The organism is Brevundimonas sp. NPDC090276, assembly GCF_044772165.1.
GTDB lineage: Bacteria > Pseudomonadota > Alphaproteobacteria > Caulobacterales > Caulobacteraceae > Brevundimonas.
This window is the reverse complement of the sequence record NZ_JBIVYK010000002.1, coordinates 272,218-289,686: the sequence shown is the minus strand read 5'-3', so window position 1 is coordinate 289,686 and position 17,469 is coordinate 272,218. Positions and strand designations below refer to the sequence as shown.

Sequence of the window (17,469 nt, the reverse complement as noted above, 5' to 3'; positions counted from 1 at the left end):
CCTTCCCTTCTCCCCTTGCAGGAGAAGGGCTATTGCAACCGCCATGTCCCTGCGCCCCCTCTTCCCGACCCAAGTCTATGAAGCCTCGCTGGCCGAGACCGCCGCCTGGCCCGAACTGCACGAGGAAATCCTCGACCTCTGCCTGGTCATGGCCGAGGAGGACGAGGCCGGGATCGAATGGTGCAAGACCAATCACTATCCGGGCTACACCTCCTACGGCTCGATCAATGACCTGCCGCACCGCTTCCCCGAGTTCGCCGAGCTGAAGAAGCAGCTGGACAAGCACGCCGCCGCCTACGCCAAGGCCCTGCACTTCGATCTGGCCAAGAAGCCCCGGCTGGACAATCTGTGGGTCAATGTCCTGATGCCCGGCGGCGGTCACACCGGCCACATCCATCCCCACGCCATCATTTCCGGCACCATCTATATCCACGTGCCCGACGGCGCCTCGTCGCTGAAGATCGAGGACCCGCGCCTGGTCATGATGATGGCCCGCCCCGGCCTGACCGCCGAGGCGACCGAGGCCGAGAAGCCCTTCGTCTATCTGAAGCCGGCCTCAGGCACGATCCTGATGTGGGAAAGCTGGCTGCGCCACGAGGTCCCGGCCAACCGCGCCGAGGAACAGCGTATCTCGATCAGCTTCAACTACGCCTGATCGCCCTTTCAGCGCCGCATTTACCCTGAAGTCTGCCCTTCTGGTGAAGCTTGAGGGGGGCTCCATGCGGGCATTGGGACTGGCGACGATTCTGGTGGCATCGAGCCTCGCCGCGGGCTGCGGCGAGCGGGCGGACGCTCAAACCGCCGCCAAATCCATAGTCGAGGGCGCGCCCTATGTGCTGGCGGGCACCCAGGTCTGGTCCGTGCCAGATCCGGTTTCAGGCCGCGACTATGAGGTCTTCGTCAGCCTGCCCGCCAGCTATGAGGCCCAGCCGAACCGGCGCTATCCGGTCCTCTATGTCACCGACGCCGACTACGCCTTCCCGATCATCCGCCAGATCGCCAGGCGGGTGAATCTGGAGGGGCCGGTGATCGAGGAGTTCATCCTGGTCGGCCTGTCCTACGCCAAGGGCGACGGCGGCGCCGACAGCCGTCGTCGCGACTATACGCCGACGCCCAACGGCCCGCGCAACTCATCCGGGTCGGTGCACGGCGGCGGGGCAGCCTATCAGACCTATCTGAAGACTCAGGCCCTGCCCTTTGTGGAGCAGAAGTTCCGGGCCGATCCGGCGCGCCGCGTCCTGCTGGGCCATTCCTACGGCGGTCTGCTGGGGGCCCGGATCATGTTCACCGATCCGACGATGTTCAGCGGCTATGTCCTGGGCAGCCCCTCCTTCTGGTACGACAAGCGCCACATGATGAAGATGGAGGCCGACTATGCCCGCACCCATCGCGACCTGCCCGCTGAGGTCTTCATGTATGTCGGCGGCTTCGAAGGCCCCGGCCCTACCGCCCGACACAGCAGCGACGCCGACATGGTCGGTGACATGCGCACGATGGAACGGACGCTGAAATCACGCGCCTATCCGGGCCTGCGCATCCAGTCGACCGTGCTGGAAAACGAAGACCACCTGACGGTCGCCCCCGTCGGCTTCACCCGCGCCCTGATGGCGGTCCTGCCTGCCCTCTAGGCGGCGCCTTCTCCTTAACGGTCCGTAGCCTCCACGTTGTCGATCCGGGCGCGCACCCGGTCGAACAGGGACCGGTCGGTCAGGGCCTCGTCCAGCCGGTTCAGATATCGGGCGATGTCGCCGACCTCCCGATTCAGCGTCTCGGCCTCCCGGTTCAGCTCCAGCCAGAACGGCGTCAGGGTCTGGACCAGGGCCTCTCCCTTCGCCGTCAGCGAAAGCGGGCGTCGACGCCCGTCTTTTGGATCCGGCGCGGAACGGACATAGTCGGCGGCTTCCAGCGACCGCACCGACTGGCTGACCGAGACGTGGGTGATCCGCAGCGCGGCGGCGAGATCCCCCACCGTCATCGCGCCGTTTTGGACGATCTGATTCAACACCCCGAACCACCGCTGTTCAAAGGCTACCCCCAGATGGCCGTAAAGCAGGCCCACGTCCCGGTCGATCCGCTCCGACAACCGCCGCAACTGCGCGCCGATGGTCGCGCCATGACCGCCCTGCAGCATCTCCTTCGTCATGCCTCAACCATCGCTCCGACTTCCAGGATGCGCAACGCAGCGTCTGGCCGCCCGCGATGCTTCGCCTTCGCCGCCTCGACCTCGAACACCATACGCGGCGTCATCCCTTCGGGCCGAGCCTCGAACAGGGCGCGCGCCGCCGCCACGCTGTCATCGGCCGCCGCCGTGACCATAGCCATACCCAGGCGCCAGGCGTCCGTGGCGGGGCTCTCGCCGCACAGCAGGTCCTTCACGGCGACGCTCAGTCCCCAATAGCCGTCGACCTCGCCATTGGTCATGATGGCGACCGACCAGCCCGTATCTTGATGCAGCCAGACCTCGCTGGCGATGCCAAAATGCCCTCCGGTCTGGCCCACGATGTTCAGGTCGTTGACCCGATCCACGATGAACCCCAGCCCGTATCGCGACCGACCCATGTCGAACAGGCCGGTCGTCGCCGCCGTACGGGTCGCCTCCGAGAACAGCCGCCCGTCCCTCAGCGCGCCGATGAAGGTCAGCAAATCGCTCACGGTCGAATATCCGCCGCCCGCCGAATTGCCGCGATACTGGTTCACGAACATATTGCTGCGCCACGCACCCGGCGTGGTCTCGTCTCGCGTATAACCGTCCGCCCGCCCCTCGATGACCAGATCCAGCGGCCAGTCGCCGCTGCGGCTCATGCCCAGCGGATCGAACAGCGTCCGTTGGATGTGATCGGCATAGGCCTCGCCAGTCACCGCCTCGATCACAAGGCCCAGAATGACATAGCCGGAGTTGGAATAGCCGAACGTCGTCCCCGGCTCGGCCTCCAGGGGCTGGCCGGCGATCAAAGGCAAGAAGTCCTTGGTCTCGATGAACCTCTGCGGCGGCTTCTCGGCGATGGCCTCCCAGTAGTTACCTATGCCCGAGCTGTGCGACAGCAGCTGGCGCGGGGTGATCCGTCCAGCGATGTCCCGATCCGGGTAGTCCGGCAGGTAACGAAGGATCGGCGCATCCAGATCGACCCGCCCCTGGTCCACCAGTTGCAGGATAGCCGTAGCGGTGAACGCCTTGCCGATCGAGGCGACGTTGAACTTGGTGTCGATCGTGTTGAGCACGCCATGCCCCCGATCCGCCAGCCCGACAGCCGTCTGATAGACGACACGGTCGCCGCGCTTCAGCATGACGGCGCCGGAGAAGTCGGCGGTCCTGACCGCCTCCGCCACGGCCGCTTCCAGCCGCCGCACAATAGCCGCCTCGCCATCGTCCGCCCGGCCCGTTCCCGCCCAACCCAGAACGCCCAGACCTGCCGCGGCCCCCAGCGCCCCACGTCGCGCCACCCCCAATGCCATCATCACTCTCCCACTTAAGTTATGTAGGTACCTACATATATTGATGGCGATGGGCAAGGCCGACGCGCCTTCAAACCGCCCCGCGTTACGTCTAGAGATTTGCCCAAAGGGTCTGCGACGGCTACATCCCGCGCCAACCTCCCCATCAGATCAGACGACAGGGCGAAACCGCACCTCATGGCGCAGCAATATATTTTCCAGATGCAGGGTCTGACCAAGACCTTCCCCGGCGGCAAGAAGATCTTCGAGAACATCTGGCTGAGCTTCTACAACGACGCCAAGATCGGCGTCGTCGGCGTCAACGGCTCGGGTAAGTCCACCCTGCTCAAGATCATGGCCGGCCTGGACAGCGAGTTCCAGGGCGAGGCCCGCGCCGCCGACGGCATCAAGCGCGGCTATCTGGAACAGGAGCCCCAGCTGGATCCCGCCCTGAACGTTCGTCAGAACGTCGAGGCCTGGTGCGAAGAGAAGCAGTGGGTCAACCGCTTCAATGAAGTCGCCAACGAGCTGGGCGAGAACTACACCGACGAGCTGATGGAGGAGATGACCGCCCTCCAGGAGAAGATCGACGCCGGAGACGTCTGGGACATCGACAGCCGCATCGACCAGGCCATGGGCGCCCTGCGCTGCCCGCCGGACGACTGGGAAGTCACCAACCTGTCGGGCGGTGAAAAGCGCCGCGTGGCCCTGGCCCGCCTGCTGCTCAGCAAGCCTGACATGCTGCTGATGGACGAACCGACCAACCACCTGGACGCCGAATCCGTCGCCTGGCTGCAGCACCACCTGGAGAACTTCCCGGGCTGCGTCATCCTGGTGACCCACGACCGCTACTTCCTGGATCAGGTGACGAAGTGGACCCTGGAGCTGGACCGCGGCAAGGGCCACCCGCACGAAGGCAACTACTCCTCGTGGCTGGAAGCCAAGACCAAGCGCGTCGTGCAGGAGCAGTCGGAATCGGAAGCCCGCCAGCGCGCCCTCACCCGCGAACTGGAATGGGTCCGCTCGGGCGCCAAGGCCCGCCAGGCCAAGTCCAAGGCCCGTCTGGCCGCCTACGAGAAGATGGTCGCCGAGCAGGAAAGCAGCCGTCAGGCCCAGTCCTTCGCCGTCATCCAGATCCCGCCCGGCCCGCGTCTGGGCAATGTGGTTCTGGAAGTCGAAGGCCTGAAGAAGTCCTATGGCGACAAGACCCTGTTCGACAACCTGACCTTCAAGCTGCCGCCCAACGGCATCGTCGGCGTCATCGGCCCCAACGGCGCCGGCAAGTCGACCATGTTCAAGCTGATCACCGGCCAGGAAACGCCCGACGGCGGCACCATCAAGGTCGGCGAAACCGTCAAGCTGGCCTATGTTGACCAGTCGCGCGACGACCTGAAGCCGGACGACACCATCTGGCAGGCCATCTCGGGCGGCACCGACATCATGATGGTCGGCAAGCGCGAGATTAACAGCCGCGCCTATGTCGGCAGCTTCAACTTCAAGGGCGGCGACCAGCAGAAGAAGGTCGGCCAACTGTCCGGCGGTGAGCGCAACCGCGTGCACCTGGCCAAGACCCTGGCCTCGGGCGGCAACCTGATCCTGCTTGACGAACCGACCAACGACCTGGACATCGAAACCCTGCAGAACCTCGAAGAGGCTCTGGAAGAGTTCGCCGGCTGCGCCGTGGTCATCTCCCACGACCGCTGGTTCCTTGACCGTCTGGCCACCCACATCCTCGCCTTCGAAGGCGACGGCCACGTGGAATGGTTCGAGGGCAACTTCGAAGCCTACGAACAGGACAAGATGCGCCGCCTGGGTGCGGACAGCATCATTCCCAAGCGCATCCAGCACCAGAAGTTCGGTCGCTGATCCAACTGACAGAATGACAAGCGGCCCTCCGAGCAATCGGGGGGCCGTTTTTCTTTGGCCGCTGGCGATCTGGCGGAACCGGGTTAGTCTGAGGCCCATGACCCAGCGCCCCGCCATCCTGATCATGCAGCGGCACCTCGGCCCGCTCAGCGCCTTTCTCGAAGGCGCCTACGACGTCTATCGCTTCTGGGAGGGGCCGCCGATCGAGGCTGCAGCCGACGTGCGCGTCCTGGTCGTGGCGGGCGAGTTCGAACTGGACAAGGATCTGATCGAGCGCCTGCCCAACCTGTCGCTGATCGCCTGCTTCACCTCGGGCTATGATGGGATCGACGTGGAATGGTGCCGCGCGCGCGGCCTGCCAGTCACCCACGCCCCGGCCATCAATCACGAAGACGTCGCCGATCACGCCATCGGCCTGATACTGGCCGCGCGGCGTCAGATCGCCGAGGGCGACCGTCAGTTGCGCGCGGGCGGCTGGACCCCGGCGTCCAAGACCATCACCCCCTCGATGGGCGGACAGACGCTCGGGATCGTCGGCCTGGGCGCCATCGGCGAGGCCGTCGCCCGCCGCGCCGAGGTCATGCGGATGAACGTCCAGTGGTGGGCGCCGCGCGCGAAAGAAGCCGCTTGGCCCCGCGCCGACAGCCTACTCGACCTGGCCCGCGCCTCGGATGTTCTGGTGGTCGCCTGCCGCGCGGACGAAACCAATCGCGGCCTGATCTCGGCCGAGGTGATCGAGGCGCTGGGCCCGTCCGGCCTGCTGGTCAATGTCGCGCGCGGCCAACTGGTGGACGAAGACGCCGTCATCGCCGCCCTGCGCGACGGACGCCTCGGCGGGGCCGCGCTCGACGTCTTCGAGACCGAGCCGACCGACGCCGCACGGTGGGCCAGCGTGCCCAACACCGTCCTCACGCCCCACACCGCCGGGGCCACAACTGAGGCGGTTCAGGGGATGCTGATGCTGCTGTTGCAGAACCTGTCGGCCCATTTCGCAGGCGAGCCGCTGAAAACGCCCGTCGTGACCTGAGCCGCCGCGATTTCGCGGGTCTCCGAATGATCCATGCGGCTTAACCGCAGTATCTCCAACACTTACGGTCAGATTTTGCTTGCATAATCGTATAAGGATATCTTTATACGACCTCATGACGTTGACTGCTGACCAGACTGTCGAGGCCCTGCGCGCCGCCGGCGAACCGACCCGTTTGCGGGTGCTGTCGCTGCTGGCCGCCGAGGAGTTGTCCGTCATGGAGCTGTCGCGGGTTCTGGATCAGAGCCAGCCGCGCGTGTCGCGTCACCTGAAGCTGATGGCCGACGCCGGGCTTATCGAACGATTCCCCGACGGCGCGCGCGTCTTCTACCGCCTGTCGCACGACGCCCTGTCGCGTCGCCTGATCGACACGGTGCTGGACCTGCTGGACGACGCCGAGGGCGAGGCCGACCACCGGCGTCTGGACGAGGTGCGCAAGGAGCGCGCCGTCGACGCCGCCCGCTATTTCGAACAGGTCGCGCCCCAGTGGGACCAGATGCGCAGTCTCTATGTCTGCGAGAGCGCGGTCGAGACCGCCGTCGAACAGGCCGCCGGTCCTGGCCCGTTCGAGCGCGTCGTCGATCTGGGCACCGGCTCGGGCCGGATGCTGACCCTGTTCGGCAAGAAGGCGAAGATGTCGGTCGGGCTCGACCTGAGCCAGAACATGCTGAACATCGCCCGCGCCAACGTCGCCAAGGCCGGGCTGGACAAGGTCGAGCTGCGCCACGGCGACATCTTCTCGACCCGCCTGCCGCACGGCAGCGCAGATCTGGTGATCGTGCATCAGGTCCTGCACTACCTGGCCGATCCTGCCGCCGCCGTGGCCGAGGCCGCGCGTCTGGTCATGCCGGGCGGCAAGCTGCTGATCGTCGACTTCGCCCCTCACCAGTTGGAGCAACTTCGCGAAGAGCACCAGCACCGCCGCCTCGGCTTCGCCGACGAGGAAATCCAGGAATGGCTGGAAAGCGCAGGCCTGACCGCCGACGCCCCGGTCGCCCTGCCGCCCGACACCGAGGGCCTGACCGTCCACATCTGGGCCGCCGAACGCCCCGCCGCCTCTGCACGAAAGACCGCCTGATGGCCCCCTCTTCTCTCGCCGAAGCCCGCGCCCTGCTGCTGTCGCCGCTCGGCCCTGTGGCGCGCGCCGGTTCCAACCAGAACGCGGTCAACGTCTCCTTCGAGTTCTTCCCGCCCAAGTCCGACGAGGCCGAGGCCAACCTGTGGTCCGCCATTCGCCGGCTAGAGCCGCTGAACCCGGCCTTCGTCTCGGTCACCTATGGTGCGGGCGGCTCGACGCGCGAGCGCACCCACCGCACCGTGCAACGCATCATCAGCGAGACCAGCCTGCGTCCCGCCGCCCACCTGACCTGCGTCGAGGCCAGCAGGGATGAAGTCGATGAGGTCATAGAGGGCTACAAGGCCATCGGCGTCGATCACATCGTCGCCCTTCGCGGCGACCCGCCCGGCGGAGACGGGATCGGCGGCGCCTATGTCCCGCGCGCCGACGGCTACGCCAACGCCACTGAACTAACATCCGCCATCAACAGCGTCGGCGGCTTCGACATCACCGTCGGCGCCTATCCCGAGCGCCACCCGGAAAGCCCGTCGATCGACCACGACATCGACGTGCTGAAGGCTAAGATCGACGCCGGCGCCACGCGCGCGGTGACCCAGTTCTTCTTCGACATCGAGGCCTTCCTGCGCTTCCGCGACCGCGTCCGCGCGGCGGGCGTGACCATCCCCCTGATCCCCGGCATCATGCCGGTGTCCAACTTCAAGGGCCTGAGCCGCATGGGCGCGGCCTGCGGTGCCTCTATACCCGACTGGCTGGCGGCCCACTTCGACGGGCTGGACGACGATCCCGAGACCCGCAAGCTGCTGGCCGCCTCCATCGCCGCCGAGACCTGCGCGCGACTGCAGGAAGAGGGCTTCTCGGACTTCCACTTCTACACTCTGAACCGCGCCGAGCTGGTCTATGCCATCTGCCGGGTGCTGGGCGTGCGTGAAACCAAGGCTGTTGCGTAAATGACCTCTCCCCTGTCTCGTCCCGAACGGATCGCAGCGCTTCATGCAGCGGCCAAGGAACGCGTCCTGGTCCTCGACGGGTCGTGGGGCGTCATGATCCAGCGGCGCGGGCTGGAAGAAGCCGACTTCCGCGGCGACCGCTTCGTCGCGGCCAACGGCTATGACGAAAAGCACCAGATGAAGGGGAACAACGACATCCTCTGCATCACCCGCCCCGACATCATTGCCGACCTGCACGACCAGTATTACGGCGCGGGCGCGGACATCAGCGAGACCAACACCTTCTCCGGCACGGTGCTGGCCCAGGACGACTATCACCTGGACGCCCAGGCCGTCTGGGACATCAATCTGGAAGGGGCCAAACTGGCGCGCGCCGCCGCCGACCGCTGGACGGAGAAAGAGCCGCACAAGCCGCGCTTCGCCGCCGGCTCCATCGGCCCGCTGACCAAGATGCTGTCCATGTCCTCGGACGTGAACGACCCCGGCGCCCGCAGCGTCACCTTCGATCAGGTCTATGAGGCCTATCGCCATCAGGTGAAGGCCCTGAACGAGGGCGGCGTCGACCTCTATCTGATCGAAACCATCACCGACACGCTGAACTGCAAGGCCTGCATCAAGGCCATCAAGGACCTTGAGGACGAGGGCCTGCCCGCCCTGCCCATCTGGATTTCCGGCACCATCACCGACCGTTCGGGCCGCACCCTGTCAGGCCAGACCGCCGAGGCCTTCTGGAACAGCGTGCGCCACGCCAAGCCCTTTGCCGTGGGCTTCAACTGCGCTCTCGGCGCCGACCTGATGCGCCCCTTCATCGCCGAACTGAGCCGCGTGGCCGACACCCTGGTCGCCGCCTACCCCAACGCCGGCCTGCCCAACGCCATGGGCCAGTACGATGAACAGCCGCACGAAACCGCCCACTTCATCGAGGAATGGGCCGCCTCGGGCCTGGTCAACATCGTCGGCGGCTGCTGCGGCACCACCCCCGACCACATCAAGCACGTCGCCGAAGAAGTCGCCCCGCTTAAGCCGCGTGAAATCCCCGAGCGCCCTGTGGCCATGCGGCTGGCCGGGCTGGAACCGTTCGAGCTGGTGGCGTGACCCGTTCGACGCTGCAGAAGCAAGCTTACGACGCGGATTGTGGAGGTCGTTTCGTTGAAGCTGGGAGCCTCTATTGGCAATCGTTCGACGCTGGCGAGCCTTTTGATTTGCCGACGACGCTCCGTGCGCTCTTCATCTTCTTCGATAGCACCGACCCAGGCGTAGGGCCGGGCAATGGGTTGTCGAATGAGGAGATGGATACCGCACGACAGCGGTTCCACGTCATGCTCGATCACTTGCGAGCGTTGGGGCACGAAGATGACGCCGAGGTCTGGCGCAACTGGATCGGCCAACTTGGCATGGATTGGGAATACGAGCTTCCGCCTGGCGCCATGAAACAGTTCGCCCGCAACGGCAGCCGCGAGGCTGCGTGGCGTCTAGCCGCGAACGGTGATCGGAGCGGGGCCGTTGTGGATCTGGCTTCGAGCCTAAGGGCCGAGTTAGCCGGCGAGACAACTTTCCGAGCCGCCTACATTCTTCATATGCTTCGCGAATTGCCAGTAAACTGATGCGCCCAATCTTCATCAACGTCGGCGAGCGGACCAATGTCACCGGCTCGGCCAAGTTCCGTAAGCTGGTGGTGGACGGCGACTACACCGCCGCTCTCGACGTCGCGCGCCAGCAGGTCGAGGCCGGCGCCGCCATTATCGACATCAACATGGACGAAGGCCTGCTGGACGGCGCCGTCGCCATGCGCACCTTCCTCAACCTGATCGCCGCCGAGCCCGATATCGCGCGCGTCCCGGTCATGATCGACAGCTCCAAGTGGGAGGTGATCGAGGCGGGTCTGAAGTGTGTTCAGGGTAAGCCGATCGTCAACTCGATCTCGATGAAGGAGGGCGAGGCCGCCTTCCGCGAGCACGCAATCAAGTGCCTGCGCTACGGCGCCGCCGTCGTGGTCATGGCCTTCGATGAAGTGGGCCAGGCCGACACCGCCGCGCGCAAGATCGAGATCTGCACCCGCGCCTACAACATCCTGGTCAACGAGGTCGGTTTCCCGCCCGAGGACATCATCTTCGACCCCAATATCTTCGCCGTGGCGACGGGGATCGAGGAGCACGACAACTACGCCGTCGATTTCATCGAGGCGACGCGCGAGATCAAGCGCACCCTGCCCTACGCCCGCGTCTCGGGCGGGGTGTCGAACGTCTCGTTCAGCTTCCGCGGCAACGAGCCGGTGCGCCGGGCCATCCACAGCGTCTTCCTGTACCACGCCATCAACGCCGGCATGGACATGGGCATCGTCAACGCCGGCGACCTGCCCGTCTATGACGACATCGACGCCGAACTGCGCGAAGCCGTCGAGGACGTGATCCTGAACCGGCCGCAGCGGACCAATGTGTCCAACACCGAGCGATTGGTGGACATGGCCCCGTCCTACAAGGGCGAAAAGGGTGCGGCCCGTGTCGTCGATCTGAAGTGGCGTGAGCAGCCCGTCGCGGCCCGCATCGCCCACGCCCTGGTCCACGGCATCACCGAGTTCATCGAGGCCGACACCGAGGAGGCCCGCCTGTCGGTCGAGCGCCCCCTGCACGTCATCGAAGGTCCGCTGATGGACGGGATGAACGTGGTCGGCGACCTGTTCGGCTCGGGCAAGATGTTCCTGCCGCAGGTGGTGAAGTCCGCCCGCGTGATGAAGCAGGCCGTGGCCTGGCTGGAACCCTTCATGGAGGCCGAAAAGGCCGGCAAGCCGCGCGAGCAGGCCGGCCGCATCCTGATGGCCACGGTCAAGGGCGACGTCCACGACATCGGCAAGAACATCGTCGGCGTCGTGCTTCAGTGCAACAACTACGAGGTCATCGACCTGGGCGTCATGGTCCCGGCCGACCGCATCCTGGACGCCGCCATCGAGCACAAGGTCGACATCATCGGCCTGTCCGGCCTGATCACCCCGTCGCTGGACGAGATGGTCTATGTCGCCCGCGAGATGGAGCGGCGCGGCTTCGACATTCCCCTGCTGATCGGCGGTGCCACCACCAGCCGCACCCATACGGCGGTCAAGATCGAGCCCGGCTATCGCAAGGGTTCGACCACCTATGTCATCGACGCCAGCCGCGCCGTAGGCGTGGTGTCGGGCCTGTTGTCGCCCACCGAAAAGGCCAACAATGAGGCGGCCACCCGCGACGAATACATCCGCATCCGCGAGCAGTACGCGCGGGGGCAAGAGGTGAAGGCCCGCGCCACGCTGCAGCAGGCGCGCGAGAACCGCTTCAACGCCGATCCCGCCGCCCCCATGCCGGGCAAGCCGTCCTTTATCGGTGTGCGGGCGTTCGACGCCTGGGATCTGGCCGATCTGGCCGACCACATCGACTGGACGCCCTTCTTCGCCAGTTGGGAACTGATCGGCCGCTACCCGCTGATCCTCGAAGACGAGATCGTCGGCGAGGCGGCGCAGGACCTGTTCAGAGACGCCCAAGCCATGCTGAAGCGGATCATCGACGAGAAGTGGTTCACGGCGAAGGGCGTTGTCGGCTTCTGGCCGGCCCAGGCCGTGGGCGACGACATCGCCGTCTATGCCAATGAGGACCGCGCCGAGGAGATCGCCCGCTTCCACACCCTGCGCCAACAGATCAAGAAGTCGAACGGCAAGCCCAACCTGGCTCTGTCCGACTTCATCGCCGAGGAAGGCCAAGACTACATCGGCGCCTTCGCCGTCACGGCAGGTCACGGCGAACTGGAAATCGCCAAGCGCTTCAAGGACGCCGGCGACGACTACTCCTCGATCATGGCCACGGCCCTGGCCGACCGCCTGGCCGAAGCCTTCGCCGAGGCCCTGCACAAGAAGGTGCGGACCGAGCTCTGGGGTTATGCGCCCGACGAAGCGACCTCGGTGCAGGACCTGATTGAGGAGAAGTATCAGGGCATTCGCCCCGCCCCCGGCTATCCGGCCCAGCCCGACCACACGGAAAAGGCCACCCTGTTCCGTCTGCTGGACGCCGGAAACAACGCCGGCATGGCCCTGACCGAAAGCTACGCCATGACGCCCCCGGCCTCGGTCAGCGGCCTCTATTTCGGCCATCCCGGCAGCCACTATTTCGGCGTCGGCAAGATCGACCGCGATCAGATCGAGGACTACGCGGCCCGCAAGGGCTGGGACTTGGAGACTGCCGAACGCTGGCTGGCGCCCATCCTCAACTACGATCCCGGCGCCGCGGCCCGCGACACGGCCGCCTAGGACCAGAGCAACTGCGCCAGACGGCGGGCGTCACGCGCCCGTCGTCGGCCCTCGCCCCATTCTGACCTGAGCGGAAGCGGCCGACTTCAAGTCCGCCCAAACAGATGATGCCGAGGCCCGCCGCCGCTGATCCGGCCATGCGATCAGTCACGTCGTGCGCTTCGACCACCTGCACCAGCATAGCTGGCCGTCTGGCGGCATGAAGACTTCCGCAACCAGAGCCTCCCCACATCCCGCGACGCATGTCGAAAAGAAAAGGCGGCGGATCCGAAGATCCGCCGCCCCAAGTCCAAATCCTCTGACGAGGTTTAGAAGTTCGCCGTGACGCCGAAGAAGAAGTAACGGCCCATGGCGTTGTACAGTTGCGGGTAGGTGTTGTTGTTACCCGTCGTGCCAACCGAGTACGACAGCGGCGGATCAGTGTCGAAGACGTTGTTCACGCCCGCACGCACCGACACGTTGTCCCGGGCCTGCCAGGTGGCGGCCAGGTCGAAGTAGTTGATGGCGTCGAACTCACGGTCGATACGGGCCGCCGGCGCGTTGCCGAGGCTGCCGTCGGCGCCCAGGACGGCGATTTCAGCGCCGCCATAGTAACGCCACGTACCGTTGACGTTCAGGCCCTCGATCGGAGTGCCCCAGTCAACACGGAAGCGGTGACGCCATTCCGGGTTCGGAACGCCGCACTGGTTACCGTAGAAGCCGGCGCAGTCATACTTCGAGTTGGCGAAGCCGAGACCCGTGTCCGTCTCCAGCGACTGCAGCCAGGTGCCGACCATGGCGAAGCCCAGGGTGCCGGCGCGGTCCCAGCCGAAGTCGGCCAGATCCAGGTTGTAGTTGACGGCGACGTCCACACCCGAGGTCGAGAGACCGCCGATGTTGGTGTTCAGGTCGACGACGTTGCCGGTACCGACCCAGAGCTGGCCGTTGGCGTTACGCTGGATGTTGGCGCAAGCCGCAGCCAGACCAGCGCTATAGCAGGCGTCCAGCGAGTTCTGCGCGCCGATCGTCGACACCAGGTTGTCGATCTGGATGTCGAAGTAGTCCAGCGTCAGGTTGAAGCCCGGCAGGAACTCCGGCGTGAAGACGACACCAAAGGTCATGGTGTCGGATTCTTCCGGCGTCAGCGCCTGGTTGCCGCCCTGCAGGAAGCTATACTGACCAGCGGGGCTGGAAACGCTGCCGCCGGTCGATTGAGCAGCGGTGACCTGCCACGGATTGTTGCCGATGCAGGAGGCCGGAACCGGTCCGTCCGCAGCCGGACGATTGGCGGCGTCGCAAGGATCGTAGTCCATGTCGAACAGGTTGAAGCCCTGGCCGGTGAACAGCTCGATCACGTTCGGGGCGCGAACAGCGCGCTGGGCGCTGGCGCGGAAGCGAACCGACGGAACCGGAGCCCAGTCACCGCCGATCTTCCACGAGTCCGTTCCGCCGCCCAGGTCGTATTCCGAGTGGCGATAAGCCAGATCGATCGACAGCTGGTCGGCGAAGGCCATGCCCTCAGCGATCGGAATCTGGGCTTCGGCGAAGACGTCGTAGACCTGGTTGGCGCCGTTGAGGCCCAGGGTCGCGCCGCCTTGACCGGCGCCGTCACCGCTGGTGAACGACACGTCGGGCGTCAGATCCAGTGCGTCACGGCGATACTCGGCGCCGAAGGCGGCTTGAACGGAGCGCGTCGCCCACGGCGACTTGACGCCGTATGCGCCGAGGTCCGTCGTCAGCGAAGCCGACACGACCTGCTGGGTCGTCCAGCCCGTCGCGATCAGCGGCACCTGCAGATAGTTCAGCGCCGCCTGGCTCACGCCGCCGGCCGAGAAGATGTTGTACGGCACGCAGTCCGCGTCGATGCCAGCCAGAACGGCCGAGCACACGGGCTGACCCGACACCGGATCGGTCACGACATCCAGGGCACGCGCCAGGCGCGTGTTGGAGAACTCGTTGCGATAGATGTTGGTGTACTGCGAGCGCGAGTACTGGATCGACAGATCGTAGCTCCAGGCGTCGTTCAGGTCGCCGCGGGCGCCGAACACGCCGCGGTAAGCCTGGAAGCGCAGGTCGGACTGACGACCACCGCCCTCGACGTTACGACGACCGATATACATCGGCACCAGGTTGGGATCGTCCAGCAGACGGAAGGCCTGATTGCCGCCCGGCGTGGTGCCGCCCGGCGACGACAAGGCGAAGGTATCGTCGTCGTTCTGGATGACCCAGGTGTTGTAAGCAGCCAGAGCCTGGGCGCCGCAACCGATCGCCGTCGCTTGTTGGGCGCTCAGCAGCGGGTTGTCGCAGTTGATGAACGATGAGCCGTCCGTGGTGCGGAAGCCGTTCTTGAACTCGCCGAAGAAGTTACCCGACGGCGCGATCTGAGCGATCGTCGAATAGTCGCTGAACATCAGCTGGGTGTAGAGCTCGATCTTGTCGGTCACGTCATAGTGGCCGAAGGCTCCGAGCGTGTAGCGCTCATCGGGACGCTGATAGTAGTTCAGAGGCCCGAAGTTGTAGGCATCCGTAGCGCCCGAATAGTTCCGGAAGCCCGGACCGCCAACCGTATAGGTGAAGCCCGGCATCGGGTTCACATCAACGCCGCCGATCACGAACGAGTTCGAACCGAAATCGGCGAACTGCCCCGGGAACGACGTGCCGGAACCGGCGCACGCGAAATCGTTCGGAGTCGCGGCGGCAGGTGCGCCGAGCGAGCACGACGCATAGTCGTAATCGCGGCCCAGAACCTTGTTGTTCTTCCGGTAGCCGGCGTACAGAGTGATGTTGCCGCGGTCGTCGGGGGCGTTGACGCCCATCAGGATGTTCACTTCGCGGCTGAAGCCGGTCGTGACGTTATCGTCGGGCAGCTTGAACTGCGAGGGGTTGGTGGCGGCGCGGCCCGCGAGGACGTTACGCAGGTTGCCCACGCCGTCGTAGTCGTTGTTGTGTTGGTTGAAGCCGTACTGGGCGTCGATTTCGATGCCTTCGAAATCGCGGCGCATGATGAAGTTCACCACGCCGGCGATGGCGTCCGAACCGTAAACGGCCGAGGCGCCGCCCGTCAGAACTTCAACGCGTTCGACCATCTGGCCAGGGATCTGGTTCAGGTCGGCGGCGTCGTCCTGCGGCGAGCCATAGCCCATGCGCTTGCCGTCGATCAGGACGAGCGTGCGCGACGAACCCAGGTTGCGCAGCGACACGGTCGCGGTGCCCGAGGCGCCGTTCGAGACGGTCGAGTTCTGCGCGGCGAAGGCCTGCGGCAGCTGGCTGACCAGGTCTTCGACGCGGGTCACGCCCTGGACGTCGATGTCCTCGCCCGTGACCTGGGTCACCGGGCTGGTCGTGGTCAGGTTCGGCTGGCGAATGCGCGAACCGGTGACCACGACGTCTTCGACCTGGCTGGCCTGCTCAGGTTGAGCCGGCGGGGTCGTTTGAGCCATGGCGGGAGCCGCGAGACCGACGAGCGCAAAGCCCGCGATCATCGTGGACGCCAACAGCCGCTCACGTTTGGTTTGAAACTTCAAGTGTCACCCTCCTGATGTTGTGGGAAGCAACGGCCAAGCTTGTGCTGAATCCTGCCCCCACAGCCAAAGTCGACAGCACCTCAAAAAGCACTCGACTCGATAGCTACCGCCGAGGTTAGCCGGGCAGCATCTATATCGGACAGGCAAATTACGGCTTTGCAATAAAGTCGCCTCTCATATGTCGCAAAATCGCCACGCCCAGCCTATGCTAGATTTCCGCCTGCAAAGGCGAATTCACTGCGATTGCTAAAAACGAGTCCACCCGAAAATCATGACCACGCGCAAAACAATCGCCTTCGTATCCGCGATTTCCGCCGCATTGCTGCTGCCGGGAGCCGTATCGGCACAAAACACCACCTCCGAGCGATCAGCCCTTCTGAGCGAGCTCGGTCGATGCCGGACGCTGGCGGTCGACACGGAGCGATTGGCCTGCTTCGATCATGCGGCGGGGGCATTGGAGGTCGCCGAACGTCAAGGCGACGTGGTCGTGGTCGATCGCGGCCAGATTCGCGAAGCCCGACGTCAGCTTTTCGGCTTCGAAATGCCCGCCCTGACTTCGATGTTCAGCCGCGATGAAGCGGAGGAAAAGATCGACGCGGTTGAAACGAGCCTCGTGAGCGCAGGCCAGGGCCTGGACGGCAAGTGGCTATTCCGACTGGCGGATGGATCCGAATGGCGCCAGATCGACTCTGCTCCGGTGCGTTTCCAGAACCGCGCGGGCATGGATGTCAGGGTGCGCCGGGCCGCCCTGGGCAGCTATCAACTCACCGCCGGCCGCAGCCGCGCGGTGCGTGTCAGGAGACAGTAGGAAAATGGCGACCCCCATCGCACTGAACGATCACATCTGGCTCGCCGGTCAGGTCGCGCCGGATGAGTTGGCCGCGCTCGCCGCCACGCTGGGGCTACGCCGGGTCATCAACAACCGCCCAGATCACGAGGAGCCAGGCCAGCCGACCGGCGCCGAAGTGCGCGCCGCCGCCGAAGCCGCAGGTCTGGACTATCTGGAAGCCCCGATACGGGGCATGCCCGACCCCGACACGGTGGCCCGCGTCGGCGAATGGCTGGACAAGTCCACGCCCACCCTGATGTTCTGCCGTTCCGGCATGCGATCGGCAGCAACCTGGGCCATGGCCGAGCGCCTGCGCGGCGTCGACGCCGAGGAACTACGGACGGCGGCGCTGGCGGCCGGCTACGATCTGAGCCGTCTGCCTCTCTAGAACCGACTGCGGCCCACGCGACGCGGGCGTGAAAACATCGGTTCAGGATCGCGGCGTCGGCGCCGGATCGGGTTACAAGCGTTGGTCGTACAGGTCGGCGCCGCGCCGCCCGCCATCGTCTTCTGAGGA

At 65.5% G+C, this 17,469-nt stretch carries 14 protein-coding genes; 11 read left to right on the top strand and 3 right to left on the bottom strand.

From position 1 onward, the window contains the following. Positions 1 to 43 precede the first annotated feature (43 nt). Both ACIQTU_RS07175 and ACIQTU_RS07170 read left to right on the top strand, forming a co-directional pair. Positions 44 to 655 (top strand): TIGR02466 family protein, encoded by a 612-nt coding sequence (locus tag ACIQTU_RS07175; protein ID WP_400544497.1) that lies wholly within the window; start codon positions 44 to 46, stop codon positions 653 to 655. A gap of 64 nt (positions 656 to 719) precedes the next feature. Further along, the gene (locus ACIQTU_RS07170) at positions 720 to 1,628 is read left to right on the top strand and encodes an alpha/beta hydrolase (protein WP_400544494.1); all 909 of its coding nucleotides are present in this window, start codon (positions 720 to 722) and stop codon (positions 1,626 to 1,628) included. A 14-nt stretch (positions 1,629 to 1,642) separates the two neighbouring features. On the opposite strand, the gene ACIQTU_RS07165 is transcribed toward ACIQTU_RS07170, so the two are convergent. Together ACIQTU_RS07165 and ACIQTU_RS07160 are read right to left on the bottom strand one after the other, a co-directional pair. Further along, positions 1,643 to 2,143: a MarR family winged helix-turn-helix transcriptional regulator gene (locus ACIQTU_RS07165; protein ID WP_400544492.1), complete on the bottom strand. Its 501-nt coding sequence runs from the start codon at positions 2,141 to 2,143 to the stop codon at positions 1,643 to 1,645. Then, the gene (locus tag ACIQTU_RS07160; protein WP_400544489.1) at positions 2,140 to 3,456 is read right to left on the bottom strand and encodes a serine hydrolase domain-containing protein; all 1,317 of its coding nucleotides are present in this window, start codon (positions 3,454 to 3,456) and stop codon (positions 2,140 to 2,142) included. Before ACIQTU_RS07160 ends, ACIQTU_RS07165 begins: the two co-directional genes overlap by 4 nt. Before the next feature lie 174 nt (positions 3,457 to 3,630). On the opposite strand from ACIQTU_RS07160, the gene ettA reads away from it, so the two are divergent. The 7 genes from ettA to metH all read left to right on the top strand — a co-directional run bounded on the left by ettA (position 3,631) and on the right by metH (position 12,620). Beyond that, positions 3,631 to 5,298, top strand: a complete 1,668-nt coding sequence (gene ettA / locus ACIQTU_RS07155; protein ID WP_400544486.1) for an energy-dependent translational throttle protein EttA — start codon at positions 3,631 to 3,633, stop codon at positions 5,296 to 5,298. Positions 5,299 to 5,395: 97 nt separating this feature from the next. Beyond that, on the top strand, positions 5,396 to 6,325 hold the full coding sequence (locus ACIQTU_RS07150; RefSeq protein ID WP_400544483.1) for a 2-hydroxyacid dehydrogenase: 930 nt from the start codon (positions 5,396 to 5,398) through the stop codon (positions 6,323 to 6,325). A gap of 115 nt (positions 6,326 to 6,440) precedes the next feature. Then, entirely contained in the window at positions 6,441 to 7,403 is a 963-nt protein-coding gene (locus ACIQTU_RS07145) for an ArsR/SmtB family transcription factor (protein WP_400544480.1), read from the top strand. Next, positions 7,403 to 8,350: a methylenetetrahydrofolate reductase [NAD(P)H] gene (metF, locus tag ACIQTU_RS07140; protein ID WP_400544477.1), complete on the top strand. Its 948-nt coding sequence runs from the start codon at positions 7,403 to 7,405 to the stop codon at positions 8,348 to 8,350. Before ACIQTU_RS07145 ends, metF begins: the two co-directional genes overlap by 1 nt. Then, positions 8,351 to 9,445, top strand: a complete 1,095-nt coding sequence (locus ACIQTU_RS07135; RefSeq protein ID WP_400544474.1) for a homocysteine S-methyltransferase family protein — start codon at positions 8,351 to 8,353, stop codon at positions 9,443 to 9,445. Continuing rightward, a complete protein-coding gene (locus ACIQTU_RS07130) occupies positions 9,442 to 9,954 on the top strand; it encodes a hypothetical protein (RefSeq protein WP_400544471.1) in 513 nt (170 codons plus the stop codon). The genes ACIQTU_RS07135 and ACIQTU_RS07130 overlap by 4 nt, the downstream gene beginning before the upstream one ends. Then, complete coding sequence (metH, locus tag ACIQTU_RS07125; protein ID WP_400544469.1) at positions 9,954 to 12,620, top strand: methionine synthase; 2,667 nt, start codon at positions 9,954 to 9,956, stop codon at positions 12,618 to 12,620. The genes ACIQTU_RS07130 and metH overlap by 1 nt, the downstream gene beginning before the upstream one ends. Positions 12,621 to 12,928: 308 nt before the next feature. On the opposite strand, the gene ACIQTU_RS07120 is transcribed toward metH, so the two are convergent. Continuing rightward, positions 12,929 to 16,123, bottom strand: coding sequence for a TonB-dependent receptor domain-containing protein (locus ACIQTU_RS07120; RefSeq protein ID WP_400544466.1), 3,195 nt, complete (start codon positions 16,121 to 16,123; stop codon positions 12,929 to 12,931). A gap of 271 nt (positions 16,124 to 16,394) precedes the next feature. Here ACIQTU_RS07120 and ACIQTU_RS07115 point away from each other — a divergent pair, with 271 nt between their 5' ends. Next, entirely contained in the window at positions 16,395 to 16,931 is a 537-nt protein-coding gene (locus ACIQTU_RS07115) for a hypothetical protein (protein ID WP_400544463.1), read from the top strand. A 4-nt stretch (positions 16,932 to 16,935) separates the two neighbouring features. Next, a complete protein-coding gene (locus tag ACIQTU_RS07110) occupies positions 16,936 to 17,340 on the top strand; it encodes a TIGR01244 family sulfur transferase (protein WP_400544460.1) in 405 nt (134 codons plus the stop codon). Positions 17,341 to 17,469 lie beyond the last annotated feature (129 nt).